The sequence below is a fragment of the Vagococcus lutrae genome, from assembly GCF_023299185.1.
GTDB lineage: Bacteria > Bacillota > Bacilli > Lactobacillales > Vagococcaceae > Vagococcus_A > Vagococcus_A lutrae.
In genome coordinates, this window is record NZ_CP097018.1 from 1 (window position 1) to 19,187 (window position 19,187).

The 19,187-nt window shown below is 34.2% G+C and carries 18 protein-coding genes and 1 pseudogene; 8 read left to right on the forward strand and 11 right to left on the reverse strand.

Going from position 1 to position 19,187, the window contains the following annotated elements; translation table 11 throughout:
• Positions 1-138: 138 nt before the first annotated feature.
• From optrA to M2919_RS09940, 4 genes are all read right to left on the reverse strand, one after another.
• Complete coding sequence (gene optrA / locus M2919_RS09925) at positions 139-2,106, reverse strand: ABC-F type ribosomal protection protein OptrA (RefSeq protein WP_089202004.1); 1,968 nt, start codon at positions 2,104-2,106, stop codon at positions 139-141.
• A gap of 330 nt (positions 2,107-2,436) precedes the next feature.
• Positions 2,437-2,607: a helix-turn-helix domain-containing protein gene (locus M2919_RS09930; RefSeq protein ID WP_105461295.1), complete on the reverse strand. Its 171-nt coding sequence runs from the start codon at positions 2,605-2,607 to the stop codon at positions 2,437-2,439.
• A gap of 185 nt (positions 2,608-2,792) precedes the next feature.
• Positions 2,793-4,220 carry a chloramphenicol/florfenicol efflux MFS transporter FexA gene (fexA, locus tag M2919_RS09935; protein ID WP_065813868.1) on the reverse strand — a complete coding sequence of 476 codons (1,428 nt, stop codon included), beginning with the start codon at positions 4,218-4,220 and terminating at the stop codon, positions 2,793-2,795.
• 253 nt (positions 4,221-4,473) lie between these two features.
• The gene (locus tag M2919_RS09940) at positions 4,474-4,617 is read right to left on the reverse strand and encodes a hypothetical protein (RefSeq protein ID WP_002360221.1); all 144 of its coding nucleotides are present in this window, start codon (positions 4,615-4,617) and stop codon (positions 4,474-4,476) included.
• Between the two features lie 438 nt (positions 4,618-5,055).
• Between M2919_RS09940 and M2919_RS09945 the strand changes: the two are divergent.
• Positions 5,056-5,196 (forward strand): annotated as a pseudogene (locus M2919_RS09945) (JAB domain-containing protein); the annotation flags it as partial.
• A 127-nt stretch (positions 5,197-5,323) separates the two neighbouring features.
• Positions 5,324-5,761, forward strand: a complete 438-nt coding sequence (locus tag M2919_RS09950) for a hypothetical protein (RefSeq protein WP_174116110.1) — start codon at positions 5,324-5,326, stop codon at positions 5,759-5,761.
• A gap of 240 nt (positions 5,762-6,001) precedes the next feature.
• Here M2919_RS09950 and M2919_RS09955 read toward each other — a convergent pair whose 3' ends face one another.
• From M2919_RS09955 to M2919_RS09985, 7 genes are all read right to left on the reverse strand, one after another.
• Positions 6,002-6,373, reverse strand: a complete 372-nt coding sequence (locus tag M2919_RS09955) for a hypothetical protein (RefSeq protein WP_065813869.1) — start codon at positions 6,371-6,373, stop codon at positions 6,002-6,004.
• A 23-nt stretch (positions 6,374-6,396) separates the two neighbouring features.
• A complete protein-coding gene (locus tag M2919_RS09960; protein WP_242440380.1) occupies positions 6,397-7,386 on the reverse strand; it encodes a DinB/UmuC family translesion DNA polymerase in 990 nt (329 codons plus the stop codon).
• A gap of 41 nt (positions 7,387-7,427) precedes the next feature.
• A complete protein-coding gene (locus M2919_RS09965) occupies positions 7,428-8,108 on the reverse strand; it encodes an IS6 family transposase (protein WP_002389568.1) in 681 nt (226 codons plus the stop codon).
• Positions 8,109-8,896: 788 nt separating this feature from the next.
• A complete protein-coding gene (locus M2919_RS09970) occupies positions 8,897-9,751 on the reverse strand; it encodes an Abi family protein (RefSeq protein ID WP_105467880.1) in 855 nt (284 codons plus the stop codon).
• A gap of 75 nt (positions 9,752-9,826) precedes the next feature.
• Entirely contained in the window at positions 9,827-10,360 is a 534-nt protein-coding gene (locus tag M2919_RS09975) for a hypothetical protein (RefSeq protein WP_105467843.1), read from the reverse strand.
• A gap of 6 nt (positions 10,361-10,366) precedes the next feature.
• Positions 10,367-11,116 carry a replication initiation protein gene (locus M2919_RS09980; RefSeq protein WP_172442040.1) on the reverse strand — a complete coding sequence of 250 codons (750 nt, stop codon included), beginning with the start codon at positions 11,114-11,116 and terminating at the stop codon, positions 10,367-10,369.
• Positions 11,117-11,490: 374 nt separating this feature from the next.
• Positions 11,491-12,171: an IS6-like element IS1216 family transposase gene (locus M2919_RS09985; protein ID WP_001015311.1), complete on the reverse strand. Its 681-nt coding sequence runs from the start codon at positions 12,169-12,171 to the stop codon at positions 11,491-11,493.
• A gap of 689 nt (positions 12,172-12,860) precedes the next feature.
• On the opposite strand from M2919_RS09985, the gene M2919_RS09990 reads away from it, so the two are divergent.
• The 6 genes from M2919_RS09990 to M2919_RS10015 all read left to right on the forward strand — a co-directional run bounded on the left by M2919_RS09990 (position 12,861) and on the right by M2919_RS10015 (position 19,133).
• Positions 12,861-13,571, forward strand: coding sequence for a plasmid mobilization protein (locus M2919_RS09990; RefSeq protein WP_231415395.1), 711 nt, complete (start codon positions 12,861-12,863; stop codon positions 13,569-13,571).
• Positions 13,572-13,635: 64 nt separating this feature from the next.
• On the forward strand, positions 13,636-14,739 hold the full coding sequence (locus M2919_RS09995) for a restriction endonuclease subunit S (RefSeq protein ID WP_231415396.1): 1,104 nt from the start codon (positions 13,636-13,638) through the stop codon (positions 14,737-14,739).
• 118 nt (positions 14,740-14,857) lie between these two features.
• Complete coding sequence (locus M2919_RS10000) at positions 14,858-15,421, forward strand: recombinase family protein (RefSeq protein WP_231415397.1); 564 nt, start codon at positions 14,858-14,860, stop codon at positions 15,419-15,421.
• Positions 15,422-15,507: 86 nt separating this feature from the next.
• Positions 15,508-16,188 (forward strand): IS6-like element IS1216 family transposase, encoded by a 681-nt coding sequence (locus M2919_RS10005; RefSeq protein ID WP_001015311.1) that lies wholly within the window; start codon positions 15,508-15,510, stop codon positions 16,186-16,188.
• Positions 16,189-16,291: 103 nt separating this feature from the next.
• Positions 16,292-18,283 carry a penicillin-binding protein PBP4(5) gene (gene pbp4, locus M2919_RS10010; protein WP_231450809.1) on the forward strand — a complete coding sequence of 664 codons (1,992 nt, stop codon included), beginning with the start codon at positions 16,292-16,294 and terminating at the stop codon, positions 18,281-18,283.
• A 169-nt stretch (positions 18,284-18,452) separates the two neighbouring features.
• Positions 18,453-19,133, forward strand: coding sequence for an IS6 family transposase (locus tag M2919_RS10015; RefSeq protein WP_172442041.1), 681 nt, complete (start codon positions 18,453-18,455; stop codon positions 19,131-19,133).
• Positions 19,134-19,187 lie beyond the last annotated feature (54 nt).

Here is a 19,187-nt window from a genome sequence, read left to right on the forward strand (position 1 = left end):
ATAAAAACCGCTATGCGGCAAACTCAAAAGGTCTTCACATAGCGATTATATCTAATAAAAATTCATTAATTTTTTTACATTTTCAACAACCAGAATGTATCATTAACACTTTTACATCCTTATTGCATAACTCAAAAATTACATAACTTCCAATTCTCTCATCAACTGTTCCCATTCATTAAAATAATTACCCTGACACCTTTTAACATCATCAATTGATTTTTGTATTTCCGTCAGTACCATATAATCAGAAGAATTGTTTGGTTCAGAAATGATTTTATTCAATCTTTCTAATTCTTCATCATATTGATTTATTAACACTTCAAGCTTTTCAATTCGTTTCTCCTTCTTAACCTTCTCCTTCTCAATGGAGTTACGATCGCCTTTTACTGTGTTATTTTTCTCTACTTTCTGCTCAACTTTAATGTTATTAAATGGCTTTTCAGAATTCATCCTTTTTTTCTCGTACTCACCATAAGTAGATTGTACAAACTCTACACCATCCTTATCAAAAACAAGTAATCTGTCAGCAATCTTATTAGTAAAATATCTATCATGTGACACAAAAATAATTGTACCTTGATAACTGCATAAGATATTCTCTAAATTCTCTTTTCCAATAATATCCATGTGGTTTGTCGGTTCATCTAAGATTAAAACATTAGTACGTTTATATAATAATTTACATAATGTCAATCTAACCTTTTCTCCACCTGACAAAGAGGACACCGGTCTAAAAACATCATCTCCACTAAACTGAAATGAGCCAAGAGCAGTTCTGACCTCTGTGTCATTTAGCTCAGGGTATTCGCTTTGAAAAATTTCGAATAGTGTATCATCTCCACTGATTTGAGCAAGCTGTTGGTCAAAATAGCTAATTTCAACATTGTATCCGAATTTAAAATCTCCAGACAATGCTGCCACACCACCCATAAGTGTTTTAAGCAACGTGGATTTACCAATACCATTACTCCCAACAATTCCAAGCTTCTGTCCCCTTTCAAGGTTGAAATTAACCTTTGCAAGAGGAGTATCATAGCCTATCACAAGTTCTGAAGCACTTAATACTTGCCTTGAACTACTGATTCTCGGTTGAAATTTAGACATATAAGTTTTTGTATCGTATTGGTCTGGTGCATTTAATATTTGCATACGCTGTAATAATTTAATTTTAGATTGCACCATTTTAGCTTTCGTAGGTTTATAACGAAAACGTTCAATCAAGCGTGTAATCCTTTCAATTTCTATCTGTTGCAAATCGTAATCTTTTTGCTGTTTGATATGATTTTCTCGTTTTTGCTCCTCAAAGGCTGAATAATTACCTTTATAACATTTGGTCTCTCCCCATTCGATTTCATAAACCTTATCCACAATTCGATTAAGAAACATTCTATCATGGGAAATAATAACCAATGTAGATTTATAACTTCTCAAATAACTCTCCAACCATTGTATTGTTTCTATATCAAGGTGGTTAGTAGGTTCATCAAGTAATAGAATGTCTGGCTTTGTTAAAAGTATTTTTATAAAAGCTATCTTAGTTCGCTGACCACCTGAAAATTCAGAAATGGGTTTTTTATCATCTGCTTCAGTAAAACCCATACTACGAATCATCGTTTCATATTCTTTTTGGTAGGTTAGACCTCCAAGAGCCATATACCTTTCACTGATATCAGAGTATTCATTGATGATTTTATCATCATATTGATTCTCCATTTTATCTATCAGCTGTTTCATCTTGTTTTCCATATCAATAAGCGTCTTAAATACCGTACGGACTTCATCCACCATTGATATACTTTCATCTTCAAAAGGCATCTGTCTTAAATAGCTAATATAAGGGTTACCGGTCTTTATTACTTGAAACTCACTTTCACCAGTTCCTTCTTCTAATTCAATTTCGCCTATAATAGCTTTTAGCAAGGTTGTTTTTCCACATCCATTTCTACCAACAATAGCAATCTTTTCATTATCATTGATTTCAATACCGATGTTTTCCAACACCATATTACCATCATAGTAAACGGCACCATTAATTATTTTGTATTGCATTTTCATATCCTCCTTTGCGTTAGTACTAGCAATTGCAAAGGTGGCTTCGGACAATAATTATTCCACTCCATGTAAAGCTTGTCACAGCCACCTATACATGAAGTTCTTTAAATGTTACTTTAGTTGTAGATTTCATTTGCTTCTCCCTCCTATCGTTTCAAATATAATTCAACTTCCCCCTTATTGTACCAAATCGCTAGCGCAATGGCTAACCTAAGTTTTAGCTTACACCTTTTCTGATAAAAACAAAGTAACTGATCCGTTATCTCATCCGACACCAGATTCCGCATATGCCCTGCTGTTCCCGTCAACAGAAACCGCAGCCACACTGGAAAAAGATACAAAAGGATTGCCGCAATTGATTCTTTGCATTAGCCATCAGCTTTACAAATCACTCTTTCTATATTCAAAAGGCGTTTTTCCTGTTTCTTTTTTAAACACGGATGTGAAGTAACTTTGTGAGTTAAATATAAGATATTCACTAATTTCTGATATTGACTGATTCGTATATACCAATAGAAATTTGGCATATCTGGGTGAGAAACGATCACCAATGTTTTCATTGTTTCATCCTTAACATACTCAACTTTCGCACCAATAAAACAGTGTACGAAAGTTGAGTTACTTAAAAGTATTCTATTCTAAGAAATTCAAATTTGCGTGATTCCTAAGCTATTTATTTACAGCTTAAACTATAGAAGATGAACTAAACAATAACTAATCTTTACATAACTAAGTTATTACCCACGCTTTTTTAAACCTAATCCAGCTATTAAGGCAATGAGTATTGCCCCTGTAGCTGCAAGGAACGCATCTGAGTAGGACATAGCGTCCAATATATATAATGGATTTATCGGCTCAGTAGCATCACGTCGAGCGGATAATAATGCTCCAATCATACCTGCTCCAGTTCCTGCTCCAAGGTACAAAGCACCTTGGAAAATCCCCATTCCGACACCAACCTTGTCTGCATCGAGTGCACTTACTGCGGCGTTATTTGCGGGAGAATTCGTGAATGCAAAAGCAATCCCTACTCCGAGGACCCCCACGGAAACTAACAGAGGTGAAGCACCAGATGCATAGGTGGACAAGAATAAGGTAGACAGCCCCATCAGAGTCATCCCAGTAATTATCAGACGTTTATCCCCAAATCGATCAGAAAGACGGCCAACGAAGGGAGATAAGATTGCAACAGCCACACCACCTGGCAACAATATCATTCCAGCCTGTCCAGAAGAGAGTCCATTCACCTCAATGACTAGTAATGGGACGAACACAAGAACAGCGAAATAAGCAAACATCGAAAAAAATGCAATTATGACCGTATTGACATAATCCTTGTTATTGAACAGGACAGGTGGTACAAATGGATTTTCTGCGGTAACAATTCTCCAAATAAATCCCACCAAAGCTACAACAGAACCAATTAGGCTAGTTAACGATGAGAACGAAGAAAAACCAGAAGTTTCTCCTTGAGTGATGCCAAAAAGGAGTAATCCTACTGTGAGGCCGAGGAATAAACCACCAATGAAATCAAAGTTCTTATTGCTTCCTACGGATTCTGCCGGTTTAATTGTCGGTAACGCGTAGTAGGCACCAATAACAATCATAATGGCTAACAAAAATGTGAACCAAAACAAGGCATTCCACCCTAAATATTGACCAACTACTCCACCAAATATTGGACCAGCAGCAGTTCCAACACCAATACTTCCTGCGATAATTCCCAAAGCTCCCCCACGTTTTCCTTGTGGGAAAACCTTCGAAATTGCAATGACTGATAGAACTGGAATTGCGGACATCCCAGCACCCTGAACCATTCTTCCCAAAACCAACAATGGGAGGTTCGGGGCAATTGCACATAAAAGACTACCACTTGCCAGAATCATAATGGCAAAGATATATAGCTTTCGTAACTCAAAAAAGTCTGAGATTCGACCATAAATCGGAACTCCAATCGCAAGAACAAGTGCAATACCACTAACTATCCAACTCACTTGAGATTTCGAAGCTTCTAAAGCTTTGCTTATTAGTGGAAGTACGGGATTGACTGAATCAGCCGTAATTGAACCTACAAGTACAGATAGGGAGAGTACCATCATTAAAAGCCTAGTAGAACCCCTTTTTTCAGATTGAATCATTTCTTTAGATTTACTATCCTTTTTCATTTTATTTCCTCCTAAAATATATTGTGATTTTAGGAGGCTAAATCCACTGCTTTCACCATAAACCTCACCTCATATCTATTTATATTGTAAAACCAAATCAACGAACTCACCATATTTCTACAGCATGATTAAAGATTCGGTTCTCCAAACTAACTGAACTGATCAAACAAAAAAAAGGCACCAGTTTAACAACCGGTGCCTAATCATTCGTATGCATTTTTACAAATGCAATAGATTCATAAATTTTTGCCCATTATATAAAAGGAGGCAAAAAGTTTTCCGGTAGTGTTTCCATTTTTTGTTTTTGTGAAAAAGGACATACTGATCCCGTTGTACCTAAATCCCCTGAAACTTTTACATGCTTTCTAAACTCGACATTAATGAAATCAATTCCCATTACTTTTTGCCTCCTTTCTCATATTGTGATAATAACACAATTATAATTGATGAAAAAGAAATAATCAACCCTACTTTTTTGAAAACCAATTTAAAGCTTTACTACTTTTACTTACATAATAAAGGCAGGTGCAGTATAAACTTTTTTAAATAGGTCTTCTTTAACGAGCAGGTAGCGTCAGTTAAAGTAGATAATTTAAGATCGAAATCATATTATAGATATTCCGAAATTGGGCGTGATTGTTGCAGGTCAAAAGCTTAATTCCTCGATAAAATAAAAAGGAATTAGTTTTTTTATTTGTGGTACATTCTTCTGACCGTAATCAATTGTCATCTAATAATTACATTGTATTTTTTCATTTGATTTAACACGTTAAATATATGTTCTTAAAGTAAAAACATTGATGTTAATGGATTTTTAGTAATTTACTCTTGATAAAACCCACAACCAAGCAACAATGACTGTCTCTTCACCGAACGAATGAAACAAGCGGGCGAAATACTAGGAATTGAACTATTAGACCATCTGATTGTTACAAGCAATAGCTACTACAGTTTTCGAGAAGAAGGAACATTTTAAGAAGAAAAAAGAAGCATAGGCTCAAAAAAGAGCCTGTGCCTTCAAAAAAGCCAATCAAACATGGCAACTAATCTTCTAGTAAAAAGGTGTAGGAAATCAAAACTCAAAAAGAAAGAAGGAAAACATCATGACATACATTATCGAAGGACATTGCTACTTAACTAACGAGAGCTACCGAGAAAAATATGAAAGTAAAGCCGATATGATAAACGGCTTAAAGAGTTGGTTCAAACGTGACGATATCAACGTGACAGAAGAAGAATTTCATCAAGTATTAGAAGAAGGCTACTTTGCAGACGGTTATGACATCATTCGCTTAGAACAAGAACATCAAGAAAGTACCTACGAAACAGACCTATTACAATCCAAAATTAGACTCATGAATGAATACCAAAATGAAGAAGAATTTTATCGGATTCAAGGACTCTTCAATCAAGCAATCAACGTTGAAATTATTGTTCAAACATTCCGTGAAGTCTATGATTCAGAATTTCAGTTTATTGGCTCGCCTTATCAGCTGTATGAAGCAATTAATCAATGGATAGATGAGAATATTAACGATTAAATCAAGAGAGGTCATTCCTATGATTTTCGATACATGAATGACCTCAATCTATTAACTATGATAAAATGGATATAAAATAAAGGAGAGAAAAAAATGGTTGATTATCGTAAGTAAATCCTACGCAATATGCGAATCCTCCTAATTATAAATTCGAAATGAAAGAAATCTGAAAACAAGCCCCTTTGTTAGTACTTGTTTTCAGGTTTCTATTTATATTATGATAGCTGATCTGTAATTTCACTATATTTTAAACCGCTCCATATCCGACCACTTCAATTCGTTAGAAAAGGCCACATTCCGAATTTCATCATAGCCAACCTTCGTGCCACCAACGTAAATTCCCAATTCGTCTGAACCTTGAATCATACCCACAATATCCGGCCGATAATAACCGTTAGAATCTCTTTCTTCAATCTGAATCACAATTTTCCGACTTTTTAACACTGCTTTAGATAAAACTTCGCCAATCTCGTCAACGTCCATTTGCATTTTTTGAACTGGTCGATTAGATTCAGTTTTTTTTTGATCCTGCAAAGTATCTGTGTGTTCAGACAAATAAAAACCCGCCCATTTGACCATCCCTCGATCTTGATAATTTTCGCCATAAGACATCAGCAATCCCTTCCTTTCGTTGATTAATGGCCACCAATCTTGCTACTTCGACTAATTGCAGTCGCCCCTGGCAAGAGTGAACTAGCATGCACCAAGGCTTTAAATCCATACCGGTTTCGAATTTCATCACACAGATAATCCAACTTTTCTTGCTGAAACAGTTTCTCTGGATCAGAAAAAAGATCCAACTGAATACTCGTTTGATAAATTAACTTTGAACAAGAAATCGCCACACTACGCACTTCATAGCCAATATAATATTCACGAAAAATCTTTAAGGCATATTCTGTCAACTGTTTAGTATTAGCTGTTGCTGGTATCTTCATTTGGTGAGAAAATCCCGGTAACATAGTGGTATAGGAATAGCCGATCCTTAAGCTAATACACTCTGTTTGCGCATGAATCTTCCGCAAACGAGAAGCAACTAAATCAGTCATTTCTCGAATAATGACTTCAATTTCTCGAATATCTGTATAATCTTTCAATAACACTTGAGAATTTGAGACCGATTTCTCTAATGGTTTAAACTTCTGATCAATCCGACTACGATCAATACCATTGGCATGAGCATGGAGCTGTACGCCGATAGCTCCCATACTTTCCTTGAGTAAAAATGGATTACAGTTTGCCAAATCTTCAATTGTATCAATCCCTTTTTTATATAAATTTTGGGCTGTTTTCTCTCCAATCCCCCAAAAATCAGTGATTGGGTTAATGGTCCAAACCTTTGTCGGCACGTCTTCATAGCGCCATTCCGCCATCATATCAGGATTTTTCTTTGCTTCGTTATCTAAAGCCAGCTTTGCTAAAAGCATATTATCACCAATCCCAATCGTGGTATAAATCCCTGTCTCTTGCAAAATCTTCCGCATAATCGCTTTTGCAAAGAGTTTGACATCAACATTCCCATACAAATTTTTCACTTTATCATAGCGAATAAATAATTCATCGATACTATAAACATGAATATCGTCATCAGAAACATAGCGACGAATAATATGGTTCTGTTGCAAAGTTCCAAAATGAACAATACTAGTCTAACACTAGCTATAGTTTATGCAGGTATTCCTAATAATATCTTCATTTCCGTGCAGACTGAAAACCCGAAGAGAGTGCCTTCTTTTCGGTTCTTCTTATATAATCCTCGAATGGCTTCCATGCCTTTAATCGTGGTTGAGGCTGTTCGTAAGCTTCGATAAAATTTGTTTCGTCTCTTGATGGGACGATGATCTTGTTCAATGAGGTTATTTAGATATTTCACCGTGCGATGTTCTGTTCGCTGGTAAAACCCGTGTGCCTGTAATTTTTTGAAGGCACTGGCAATAGAGGGAGCTTTATCGGTCACCAGAACCCTTGGTTCATCGAACTGTTTAACTAATCTCTTGAGAAAGGCGTAAGCTGCTTGTGTATCTCGCTTTTTCCGTAACCATATATCCAGAGTGAGACCATCTGCATCAATGGCGCGATAAAGATAATGCCATTTTCCTTTGATTTTAATATAGGTCTCGTCCATTTTCCACGAATAAATGGACTGTTTGTTTTTCCTCTTCCAAATGTTGTAAAGTAGTTTCCCATATTCCTGTACCCAACGATAGACAGTGGTGTGAGACACGTTAATACCACGGTTGTACAGAATTTCTTGGACGTCACGATAACTCAGGTTGTACCGAAGATAGTAGCCTACAGCGACAATAATCACATCTTTCTGAAATTGTTTGCCTTTAAAATGGTTCATCTTCGTTACTCCTCCTAGTTCCTATTAAACTCAGTTTACCCTATAATGGATCTGAGGGGAAACTTTGCAACAGAACCCTTGAAAATACTTCCTGTTTTTGTTCTTCGGAAAATGTAGTTATTAGCTAAAGAACTCGATTGGTTAAATGTGACAACGTTGTCATTTTTAGTGTTTATTTAGAAATTGTCATAAACTTTCTTAACTTCGCAAGATTATTACGAATCTTTTAAGTGTTGATATAGTCCGTCTTCAGTTAGAAACCACATTTCACGTTTTTGACCTGAGTGTGATATTATCGCCTTCAGTTAGTATTCAAGCTTATCTATTTTGACCTGAGGTAAGGATTGCTTCCTTTAGCTTTTCATCTTTATTTATGGATTAAATTATCTTTTTTAGTCTGTAACTAGAAAAAGCAGATTATCATTAACATCAACATTAACATCAAAGTTGACATTAATGTTTTTTGAAAATTCAATCATAAACCTGATGCAAGGATTGTTTGCTTCAGGTCATCACAAAACACTTCATAGATATCTAATGCTCTTAATATCTATCAAATAGCAATGTTTGTACGAGCTTAATTTTGAATTTTAATGAACAACTGTACGTCTAACAAACGAACTGTGCCTTAAAATCGTCCTGTATTCTTTTTTAAAGTTTATATAATAAAAAAAGGGCTTAACTCTAAAGAGTTAGCCCATAAAAGTTCCGATAACCCCTCTTTCGCATAACGAAAGCTGAGCGAACGGTCGCACCGTCCTTTCCTCACCTCAATGTTATATTTTTATCTATAAATAGTCAACACATTTGTTAAAAATATTTAACATTTCTTGTAAAGAATAAACTTCTTCGTAATATTCCTTATTTCTTAAACATCTATCAATTAGTTTAATACCTTCCTCTTTTTTATGTTTGTTCATTCCCTCGCTACAATAATTACTATGCAAATAAAACAAACTAACTAGATCATTAACTTTTCTATCAACAATTTTTTCAGCACTTATTCCCATAATGTGTGCATATGATACTACAGATTGATCTACGTTAATCAAAGAATGAGGTTCATATAAATTTAACAATAATGGATTGCTATGTGCTGCTGCATTCCTTATATTTTTTGCGTATTTAGTTAGATTATAAGCAGGTTTTAAACTTTTCGTCTTATTTTTTTCATAATAAAAATCTATAAAAACAGAAAGAGACCCAAAAGTCATAACTTCTAAAATCACCCATATAGCTGGATTAGAATGCCTTTTCAGATACATGTCTTTTAGATATTTATTTTTCCGTAAATTTTTCATTACTATTTTGTATGTTGATGGATGTTTAGTTCTAAATTCTTCAACTATTTGATAACCATCTTCGTTATGATCAGATGTTATAAGATCTAATAGTTTAGTTTTTATGGAATGCTCATAATCTAGAGCAGTTTCAAGAATAAAATATCTAAGTCTCATATCTATTTTCCCTAAATCAGCTAAAAAAGCAAAATCTAAGTTCTCATACATACCTGATTGTTGAGTGTAGTTTTTTCTATAACTTGTTACCTTATAATAATAAGTATTTTGTTTTAGTACGTTTAATGCCTCACTCTCAGACATTAAATCGAATTTAATACCTTTATCTTTCATATGTCCAATCATATTATTATAAGTTAATTTTTTCTTTACTTTAATAGTTATATCACTCACTCCCCAAGCATTTTCTAATCTACTTTTCTATTTTCCAAACAGTTTTGATATCCAGCTCGTTTTTTTTATCTGTTCGTCTGGAATTACTTCTTTAGGCTTTTCTTTAATTTCTTGTTGATGAACCTTATCGGAATTATCAAGTAATTTATGCTCACGCATAATCACTTGTTGATTCTCTGTAATTTGTAAAAGTCTATCACTGTTACTTTGTACCTGATCTACCAATTCTGTGTATCGTTCAAACAGTTTTTCGTATCGATCTCTTTCGTACTCTAATTGTTCTGTCAACGTTTTAATTGCTTCTATATCAGTTCCAATTAAATCTTCTGTTTGTACTGTTTGTGACAGTTCAATATTATTAGGAAAGTTGTCTGAACTTATTATTTCAATAACTTCATCAACTTTTTCATTCCTAATCCTACGTGTTCCATTATTATCCATAAAAACATAAGAATTATAAAGCTCATTATTTAAGACTTCAATATTCTTCAGCCTTGTATAAACAGTTGTTCTAGCAATGTCTGCCTTGTCGGAGACCTGTCTGAATGTCATACCTTCCATTTAACATTACTCCCCTTTTGTCCAATCTATCATTGGTACTTTACCTTGTACAGACTGACGTCTGGATTCTGTCGGAAAAGTAAAAACAACGTGACTAGCTTTATTACCTTTTTTAACTACATCATATCTAACTCTCATACCAGTTTTTTCATTAATTTCATCAATTGCTTTCTTTAACCATAAATCATTTACTCGGTAAAATGGATAATCACTTTTATTGAAATACTCAACAATGTAATCAGCAGGCAGTATAGCTTTAGCTTTAAAATTATGACTGGCTAACAGCTGGTACATCAAAATGGAATATCTACTCTTTAATAGCGATATATCTCTTAAATAATACTTAGTATAGTGAGTTTGCTCCTTTAAATTGATAATGTAAGGTTCTAATGCTTCTGACAGCTTAACTGTGACTGAATTATCATCATGTATATCAAAATATGAGATCCATGAACCATAACGTGTCTTATTGTTTTCTTCGTCCCTGATTACCACTTCTTTTTGCTTTAAATCTCTTAATGCTTTAATAATACTTTTCTTTAAAGTTCCTGATTTAGATAAACCCATAACCTTATAAAAGTTAGCAAATGTTGTGTGATACTCCATAGCAGAAGTATCTTCAGGCTTAATCTTACTAATCAAGAAATCAATAATTTTTAACTCCACCACACTTAAATCATTATCTAAATTTTGTATGAAGACATTTTTCTTAAAAACCTGATTCAGCTGTTGTTCATCAATTGTTTGTGCTTCCACTATAAAAACCCCTTCCTTGCAGCGTTTGTACTGTTTTAAACACTGTCTGAACTTTCTGTTTCACTCATTATATCATTGCATACAACAATGTTCAAAACATTTTTATGTTGCTGAATCTCAAATTGAGATTCAGGGTGAGATTTTTATGTTGTTGAGGTGAGAAAAGTATGTTGTATGGGTGAGATTTTTATGTTGTAGGGTGAGATTTTTATGTTGTTGATGTTCTGTAAGCCTTGATAAGACTATATTTGTACGTCCTATAAGTAGTTAAGTATTATATAAATAATATTAAATATAAGACATCACACTATTCTTTATTTGGTTCTGTTGCAAAGTTTTAAATAAAGAATAAAATCCCTTACGGTATCTATGATTTAAGCTGGGATTCCCAATAATACCTTGATTTCAGTACAGACCGAAAACCCGAAGAGAGTGCCTTCTTTTCGGGTTTTCTTATATAATCCTCGAATGGCTTCCATGCCTTTAATCGTGGTAGAGGCAGTGCGTAAACTTCGATAGAATTTATTGCGTCTCTTTACTGGACGATGGTCTTGTTCAATCAAATTATTCAGGTATTTAATGGTACGATGTTCTGTCCCTTGATAAAAGCCGTATTCTTTTAGTTTCTTAAAGGCACTTGTAATAGAGGGGGCTTTATCTGTGACTACAACCTTCGGTTCATCAAACTGCTTCACTAACCGCTTAAGAAAAGCATAGGCTGCTTGTGTGTCCCGTTTTTTACGTAACCAAATATCCAAGGTTAAACCATCTGCATCGATGGCTCGATACAAATAATGCCATTTTCCTTTAATTTTGATGTACGTTTCATCCATTTTCCATGAATAAAAGGATTTTTTATTTTTCTTTTTCCAAATTTGATAGAGTAGTTTGCCATATTCTTGCACCCAACGATAAATCGTCGTATGAGAAACGTTAATGCCACGATCATATAAGATTTCTTGAACTTCACGATAGCTAAGGTTATAACGAAGATAGTAGCCCACGGCTACAATAATCACATCCTGCTGAAATTGCTTTCCTTTAAAATGATTCATCGTCATTCCTCCTGCTATCTTTTTCTATTATTCTACCTTATTTGATAGTAGATTTAAAACTTTGCAACAGAACCATATTTTCGTCAATAGGGTATTGACGTTTTTGTTGATACCTATTGATGTTTTTGTCAATAGGGGTACTGCAGAAATCTTCTATAAGCACTGAAAGCACTGAAATTTTATCCGTTACTAAACAAGGTATAAAATAACTCTAATCAACACACCTCTTATTTGACGCTTATAATCGCTTTTAAGAGCTTTTAACAATTGTTAATATATTTATACTAATTTAGTATTAAAAGCTCTCTAACGTTATTATTTACGCTTTAAAAGGCATACCAAGAAGAAACAACCTTTTAGCACCTTGTTTGTATTTAATCTAGTACTCTTTAATCAATCTCGATATTGCGCTTATCACTTTCTACACTCATATTTAAAGTTGTCTTTAAATTCTATCTATCTTCTCTTAATGCTGCATTATCTAATTGTGGGCACATTCTCACATTTGCCGGTTGAAAAACAATTATTTAAAATTATATCTTATAGGCAAGCATCGGGTTTGTGACCACACCCATAAAAAGTGGTTCTTTTTATCTTGTTAGGTTACACCTAAAACCGTTAGCAAAATACCGTCAATAAATTGGCGTATTTTCATGTCGCTTTGCTCGAATTTAGAAAGGAGAACAGGAATGAAAAAAAGGAAAGATAGTTTAAAAATTTCTGTCACAACAGAAGAAAAAGAAGCAATGAAAAAGAAGGCAAAAGATTTAGGTTTTGGATCAGTCTCTGCGTTCCTTCTGGACGCTTCAGAAACTTATTTTAGATTGAATGTTGACATGTCTGTTTATAGAAAGTTGACGAGGGAAGTTAATTACATAGGTAAAAATATAAATGCTTTAGTAAGACGTATTAATACCGACCAATTAATTACGGATTTAGATATTTATATGCTAGAAAAAAAGCTAGATGATATTTATAGTTTAATCAAAAAAGAATACAGGCGATTAGGTAGATTAGCGTTTAATTTTACGAGTGATAAACTGACTGAAGATGACACAATTAGAATGATTGAAGCCTTTCAAAAAAACAATTTAGAAGTACCTAAAAAAGTCTTGCTAGAGGAAGTATATGAAAACATACATGGCAGCTTTGCTTTAATAATAGATATGATACAAACATCAAAATATCAAGATGAACTAATTGAAGAATATGTATGGGATTTTATTCATAGTTCAGCAATTGATAACTTATCTGATGATGATCTAATTAGACTAAGCGATAAGTTGTTTAAATACTATGAAAAATTAAGATTAAAGGCGATTGATTTAGATTATCATTTTACTGATGAAGATTGGTTTAACTTGCTTGAAATTATTGATGAGTTTGAAGAAGATATATAATTAAAAGTATTGAAAAAACTAAATCTTTGATATGATTACTATAAAACTATAGTGGAGTAAAAAAATGACTAAAAAACCAATAATCAGATTTAAAAATTATAATGAAGATTGGGAACAGCGTAAGGTTAAAGATATATTTAGAGTAACTCGTGGATATGTTCTTGCAGCTACTAAAACTGTAAAAGATAAATCTAATTTAATGCCCTATCCAGTCTATTCATCACAGACAAAAGATCAAGGCTTAATGGGATATTACAATGACTATCTTTATGAAAATGCCATCACATGGACAACAGATGGTGCTAATGCAGGAACTGTTAATTATAGGGAAGGAAAGTTCTATTGTACTAACGTTTGTGGAGTTTTAATATCAGAGGAAGGGTATGCAAACAAGATGGTTTCAGAGGCATTAAATCAAGTTGCTTGGAAACATGTATCTAAAGTTGGAAACCCGAAATTAATGAATAATGTAATGAGTGAAGTTTCTATTACAATACCTAAAAATCTGGAAGAACAAAAAGAGATTTCTACCTTTATAAATAAAATAGACAACCTTATCACCCTTCATCAGCGAAAGCTTGAAGCGTTAGAAAAAACTAAAAAGTCTTTCTTGCAAAAAATGTTTCCGAAAAAAGACGAAACAAAACCAGAAATTCGCTTTGCAGGATTTACTGACGATTGGGAACAGCGGAAGTTGGGAGAAATAATACAAGTTAATTCAGGTAAAGATTATAAACATCTTAATGAAGGAGAAATACCTGTATATGGAACAGGCGGATATATGCTAAGTGTGGATGAAGCATTATCATATAAAGATGCAATAGGACTCGGACGAAAAGGTACAATTAATAAGCCTTACTTATTGAAAGCGCCTTTTTGGACTGTTGACACATTGTTTTATTCAGTTCCGATAAACAATAATGATTTATCATTTATTGATACGTTATTTCAAAATATTAATTGGAAAAAATATGATGAATCAACAGGAGTTCCCAGCTTATCAAAAAATTCGATTGTTAAAATCGAAAAAAAAGTTCCTAGTATAGAGGAACAAGAAAAGATTGGTTTATTTTTTAAAAAAATAAGTGAAACTATCGCTCTTCATCAGCGTCAGCTTGAAGCATTAGAAAAAATGAAAAAATCATTTTTACAAAAAATGTTTATCTAAAAATAGTACTGATTAAATATCTCATTTAAGTACACCCTAATGATACATACATTAAGGGTGTCTTTTTATTGCTTTAAAGTGTATCATTTGCATGTATCAATAAAAAGGAGTGATTATCATGATATTTGGTTATGCTCGTGTTTCAAGTTTGGACCAAAACTTAGATACACAGATTGAAAAATTGAGAGCAGCTAACGTTGATAAAATTGTATCAGAAAAAGTGTCTGGTGTTTCGTTAGAGCGTGAGAAGTTAGATGACCTACTAAATATGTTAGTTAAAGGAGATACGATTGTAGTCGCTCGTATGGACCGTTTAGGACGTAATACAAAACAATTGTTAGAATTAGTTGAATATTTAGAAGAAAAAGGGGTCTTTTTAAATATTTTAGATTTAGGAATAGACACTAGTAAGCCTACAGGTAAATTTATTTTAACTGTTATGTCTGCCTTTGCTGAATTAGATCGTACAATGATTAAAGAAAAACAAGCTGCAGGTATTGAATTAGCTAAAAGAAAAGGTGTTTATAAAGGACGCAGAAAAAAATATAACGAACACCACAAAGGGATTCAGCATGCCCTTCATTTAAGAAAAACAACAAATATGAGTGTAAATGAAATTTGTGAGATTACTGGAATCAGTCGAGCTACGTTTTATAGAAGAATGAAAGAACTTCGTGATTGATAGAGTGTATTTGGTTCTGTTGCAAAGTTTTAAATCTACTATCAAATAAGGTAGAATAATAGAAAAAGATAGCAGGAGGAATGACGATGAATCATTTTAAAGGAAAGCAATTTCAGCAGGATGTGATTATTGTAGCCGTGGGCTACTATCTTCGTTATAACCTTAGCTATCGTGAAGTTCAAGAAATCTTATATGATCGTGGCATTAACGTTTCTCATACGACGATTTATCGTTGGGTGCAAGAATATGGCAAACTACTCTATCAAATTTGGAAAAAGAAAAATAAAAAATCCTTTTATTCATGGAAAATGGATGAAACGTACATCAAAATTAAAGGAAAATGGCATTATTTGTATCGAGCCATCGATGCAGATGGTTTAACCTTGGATATTTGGTTACGTAAAAAACGGGACACACAAGCAGCCTATGCTTTTCTTAAGCGGTTAGTGAAGCAGTTTGATGAACCGAAGGTTGTAGTCACAGATAAAGCCCCCTCTATTACAAGTGCCTTTAAGAAACTAAAAGAATACGGCTTTTATCAAGGGACAGAACATCGTACCATTAAATACCTGAATAATTTGATTGAACAAGACCATCGTCCAGTAAAGAGACGCAATAAATTCTATCGAAGTTTACGCACTGCCTCTACCACGATTAAAGGCATGGAAGCCATTCGAGGATTATATAAGAAAACCCGAAAAGAAGGCACTCTCTTCGGGTTTTCGGTCTGTACTGAAATCAAGGTATTATTGGGAATCCCAGCTTAAATCATAGATACCGTAAGGGATTTTATTCTTTATTTAAAACTTTGCAACAGAACCAAAAAATATATGTTATACTAATTAAAGTTTAAAAGAAAGTGAGTTTGGTATGAATAAAAAAATAATGATTACTGGAGTTGGCGTAGTCGCTTTAGTCGTAGTTACAGGAAGTGGCTATTTCTTCTACCAACAACATGATAAAAAATTACAGAGTCAAGCAGTTAACCAGTTTATTTCAGGATTTGAAACAAAGGATTTTGAAACCTTAGGAAAATCCCTTCGAGAAGAATCTGTTGAGAAACAAGGATTAACCAAAGAAACAGCGATTGAAAAATATGATGCCATTTTTAATGGATTAAATATAACGAATATTATTAGTAGTAACACGAAGGTAGAAGACAAAAGTTTTAGTGTGACATTTAATATGACGACACCTTTTGGAGAGTTGAAAAATCAAGCTTATTCAGGAAAATTGGTGAAAGAGTCAGGGACGTATAAAATTGACTGGAACTATTCGCTCATTTTCCCAGAGATGAAGAAAGACGATAAAGTTTATATGAACACAGATGATCCGACTCGTGGCGACATTATTGATATTAATAAAATGCCGCTAGCCACTAAACATGAATACCCCCAATACGGCATGATCCCTATGGAACTAGGAACAGGGGAAGAGAAAGCTAATAATATTCAAGCCATTAGTAAAGCTTTTGATATGGAAGAATCAGATATTGAAGGCTTATTAGAGCAAAGTTGGGTAAACGATGAATCCTTTGTTCCAATAAAAACGGTGGATTTTAATGCTGACCAAAGTCCTTATGAAGGCCTAACAGGTGTCATTAGCAAAGCTGTCACCAAACGCTATTACCCACTTGGAGAAGCAGCCGCTCAATTGATTGGTTACACAGGTTCTGTCACAGCTGAAGATATCGAAGGAGATAGTGAATTATCTGGTTTTTCAGACACAGGGAAAACAGGACTTGAAGCCCAATTAGATAAGAAATTGCGAGGCAAAGCAGGCGGAAAAATTGAAATTGTTAGTAAAGAAGAAGAGGTTCGAAAAGTTCTTGTAGAGCAAAAAAGAGAAGATGGAGAAACTATTCGGTTAAACATTGATAGTTCTCTTCAAAAAGAAGCGTTTGTTGCTCTTAATAATTTAGCAGGTTCCACAGTGGTCACAGACCCGTCAACAGGAGCTTTAAAAGCAGTGGTGAGTTCCCCGTCTTACGATCCTAATAAGTTTATTTTAGGTATCAGTCAAAAAGACTATGACGCTTACGGAAACAATAAATTAAATCCATTTTTAGCTCGTTTTGCGACAGGCTATGCACCAGGTTCTACCTTTAAAACTTTAACAGCAGCGATTGGGATTGACGCAGGTATCACGTCACCTGAAAAAACTCATGAAATTAATGGCTTAAAGTGGCAAAAAGATGGTTCTTGGGGAGATTACTTTGTCACACGTGTGTCTGATGCCGTGTCAAATGTTAACATGAACGATGCTCTAATCTATTCGGATAACATTTATTTTGCTATGGAAGCTTTAGAAATCGGACAAGAAAAATATTTAGCTGGCTTAGAGAAGTTTCCTTTTGGTGAAAAAATGAGTGTGAACATTCCCATGGTAGGGGCACAAATTAGTAATGATGACATTGAATCAGAAATTTTATTGGGGGATACTGCTTATGGTCAAGGTCAATTATTAATTAATCCTATTCAGCAAGCGGTGATGTATTCTGTTTTACCTAATAAGGGAAGAGTGCAATACCCACAATTAATTGTAGGAAAAGAAGCAAAACAAGAAGATAAAATTATTTCTGAAAATGCAGCGAACTTAGTGACTCAAGCGTTGATTCAAACAGTGGAAAATCCTAACGGGACCGCTCACGTATTAGCAACTGGAAATAACAACATTGCTGCAAAAACAGGAACAGCTGAAATCAAAGAAAAACAAGACACAAAAGGCCAAGAAAATAGCTTCCTCTTAGCTTATGACGCTAATGATGGGAAGTATTTAGTGGTGAGTATGATTGAAGATGCGAAAGACACCTCAGCGGTGAGACAAAATCAAGCCTTGGTTCAAGGATTAGCAAATCAATAATAACTTGAAGGATTATTCCTTTTCAAGAGTCATGATGGCCTATCATGACTCTTTTTATATCCTAAAAGTAACTTTTAGCACAAGAGGGAATTAAAGGTTCTGTTGCAAAGTTTTAAATCTACTATCAAATAAGGTAGAATAATAGAAAAAGATAGCAGGAGGAATGACGATGAATCATTTTAAAGGAAAGCAATTTCAGCAGGATGTGATTATTGTAGCCGTGGGCTACTATCTTCGTTATAACCTTAGCTATCGTGAAGTTCAAGAAATCTTATATGATCGTGGCATTAACGTTTCTCATACGACGATTTATCGTTGGGTGCAAGAATATGGCAAACTACTCTATCAAATTTGGAAAAAGAAAAATAAAAAATCCTTTTATTCATGGAAAATGGATGAAACGTACATCAAAATTAAAGGAAAATGGCATTATTTGTATCGAGCCATCGATGCAGATGGTTTAACCTTGGATATTTGGTTACGTAAAAAACGGGACACACAAGCAGCTTACGCCTTTCTCAAGAGATTAGTTAAACAGTTCGATGAACCAAGGGTTCTGGTGACCGATAAAGCTCCCTCTATTGCCAGTGCCTTCAAAAAATTACAGGCACACGGGTTTTACCAGCGAACAGAACATCGCACGGTGAAATATCTAAATAACCTCATTGAACAAGATCATCGTCCCATCAAGAGACGAAACAAATTTTATCGAAGCTTACGAACAGCCTCAACCACGATTAAAGGCATGGAAGCCATTCGAGGATTATATAAGAAGAACCGAAAAGAAGGCACTCTCTTCGGGTTTTCAGTCTGCACGGAAATGAAGATATTATTAGGAATACCTGCATAAACTATAGCTAGTGTTAGACTAGTATTGTTCATTTTGGAACTTTGCAACAGAACC

What these genes read in the sequence shown, in the direction of transcription:
- M2919_RS09995 (WP_231415396.1), top strand. Translation starts at nt 13,636, where the DNA reads ATGACTAAAAAACCAATAATCAGATTTAAAAATTATAATGAAGATTGG.
- M2919_RS10005 (WP_001015311.1), top strand. Translation starts at nt 15,508, where the DNA reads ATGAATCATTTTAAAGGAAAGCAATTTCAGCAGGATGTGATTATTGTA.
- M2919_RS09955 (WP_065813869.1), bottom strand. Translation starts at nt 6,373, where the DNA reads ATGTCTTATGGCGAAAATTATCAAGATCGAGGGATGGTCAAATGGGCG.
- M2919_RS09970 (WP_105467880.1), bottom strand. Translation starts at nt 9,751, where the DNA reads ATGATTGGACATATGAAAGATAAAGGTATTAAATTCGATTTAATGTCT.
- M2919_RS09990 (WP_231415395.1), top strand. Translation starts at nt 12,861, where the DNA reads ATGAAAAAAAGGAAAGATAGTTTAAAAATTTCTGTCACAACAGAAGAA.
- M2919_RS09985 (WP_001015311.1), bottom strand. Translation starts at nt 12,171, where the DNA reads ATGAATCATTTTAAAGGAAAGCAATTTCAGCAGGATGTGATTATTGTA.
- fexA (WP_065813868.1), bottom strand. Translation starts at nt 4,220, where the DNA reads ATGAAAAAGGATAGTAAATCTAAAGAAATGATTCAATCTGAAAAAAGG.
- M2919_RS10000 (WP_231415397.1), top strand. Translation starts at nt 14,858, where the DNA reads ATGATATTTGGTTATGCTCGTGTTTCAAGTTTGGACCAAAACTTAGAT.
- M2919_RS10015 (WP_172442041.1), top strand. Translation starts at nt 18,453, where the DNA reads ATGAATCATTTTAAAGGAAAGCAATTTCAGCAGGATGTGATTATTGTA.
- M2919_RS09965 (WP_002389568.1), bottom strand. Translation starts at nt 8,108, where the DNA reads ATGAACCATTTTAAAGGCAAACAATTTCAGAAAGATGTGATTATTGTC.
- M2919_RS09975 (WP_105467843.1), bottom strand. Translation starts at nt 10,360, where the DNA reads ATGGAAGGTATGACATTCAGACAGGTCTCCGACAAGGCAGACATTGCT.
- M2919_RS09950 (WP_174116110.1), top strand. Translation starts at nt 5,324, where the DNA reads ATGACATACATTATCGAAGGACATTGCTACTTAACTAACGAGAGCTAC.
- M2919_RS09940 (WP_002360221.1), bottom strand. Translation starts at nt 4,617, where the DNA reads ATGGGAATTGATTTCATTAATGTCGAGTTTAGAAAGCATGTAAAAGTT.
- pbp4 (WP_231450809.1), top strand. Translation starts at nt 16,292, where the DNA reads ATGAATAAAAAAATAATGATTACTGGAGTTGGCGTAGTCGCTTTAGTC.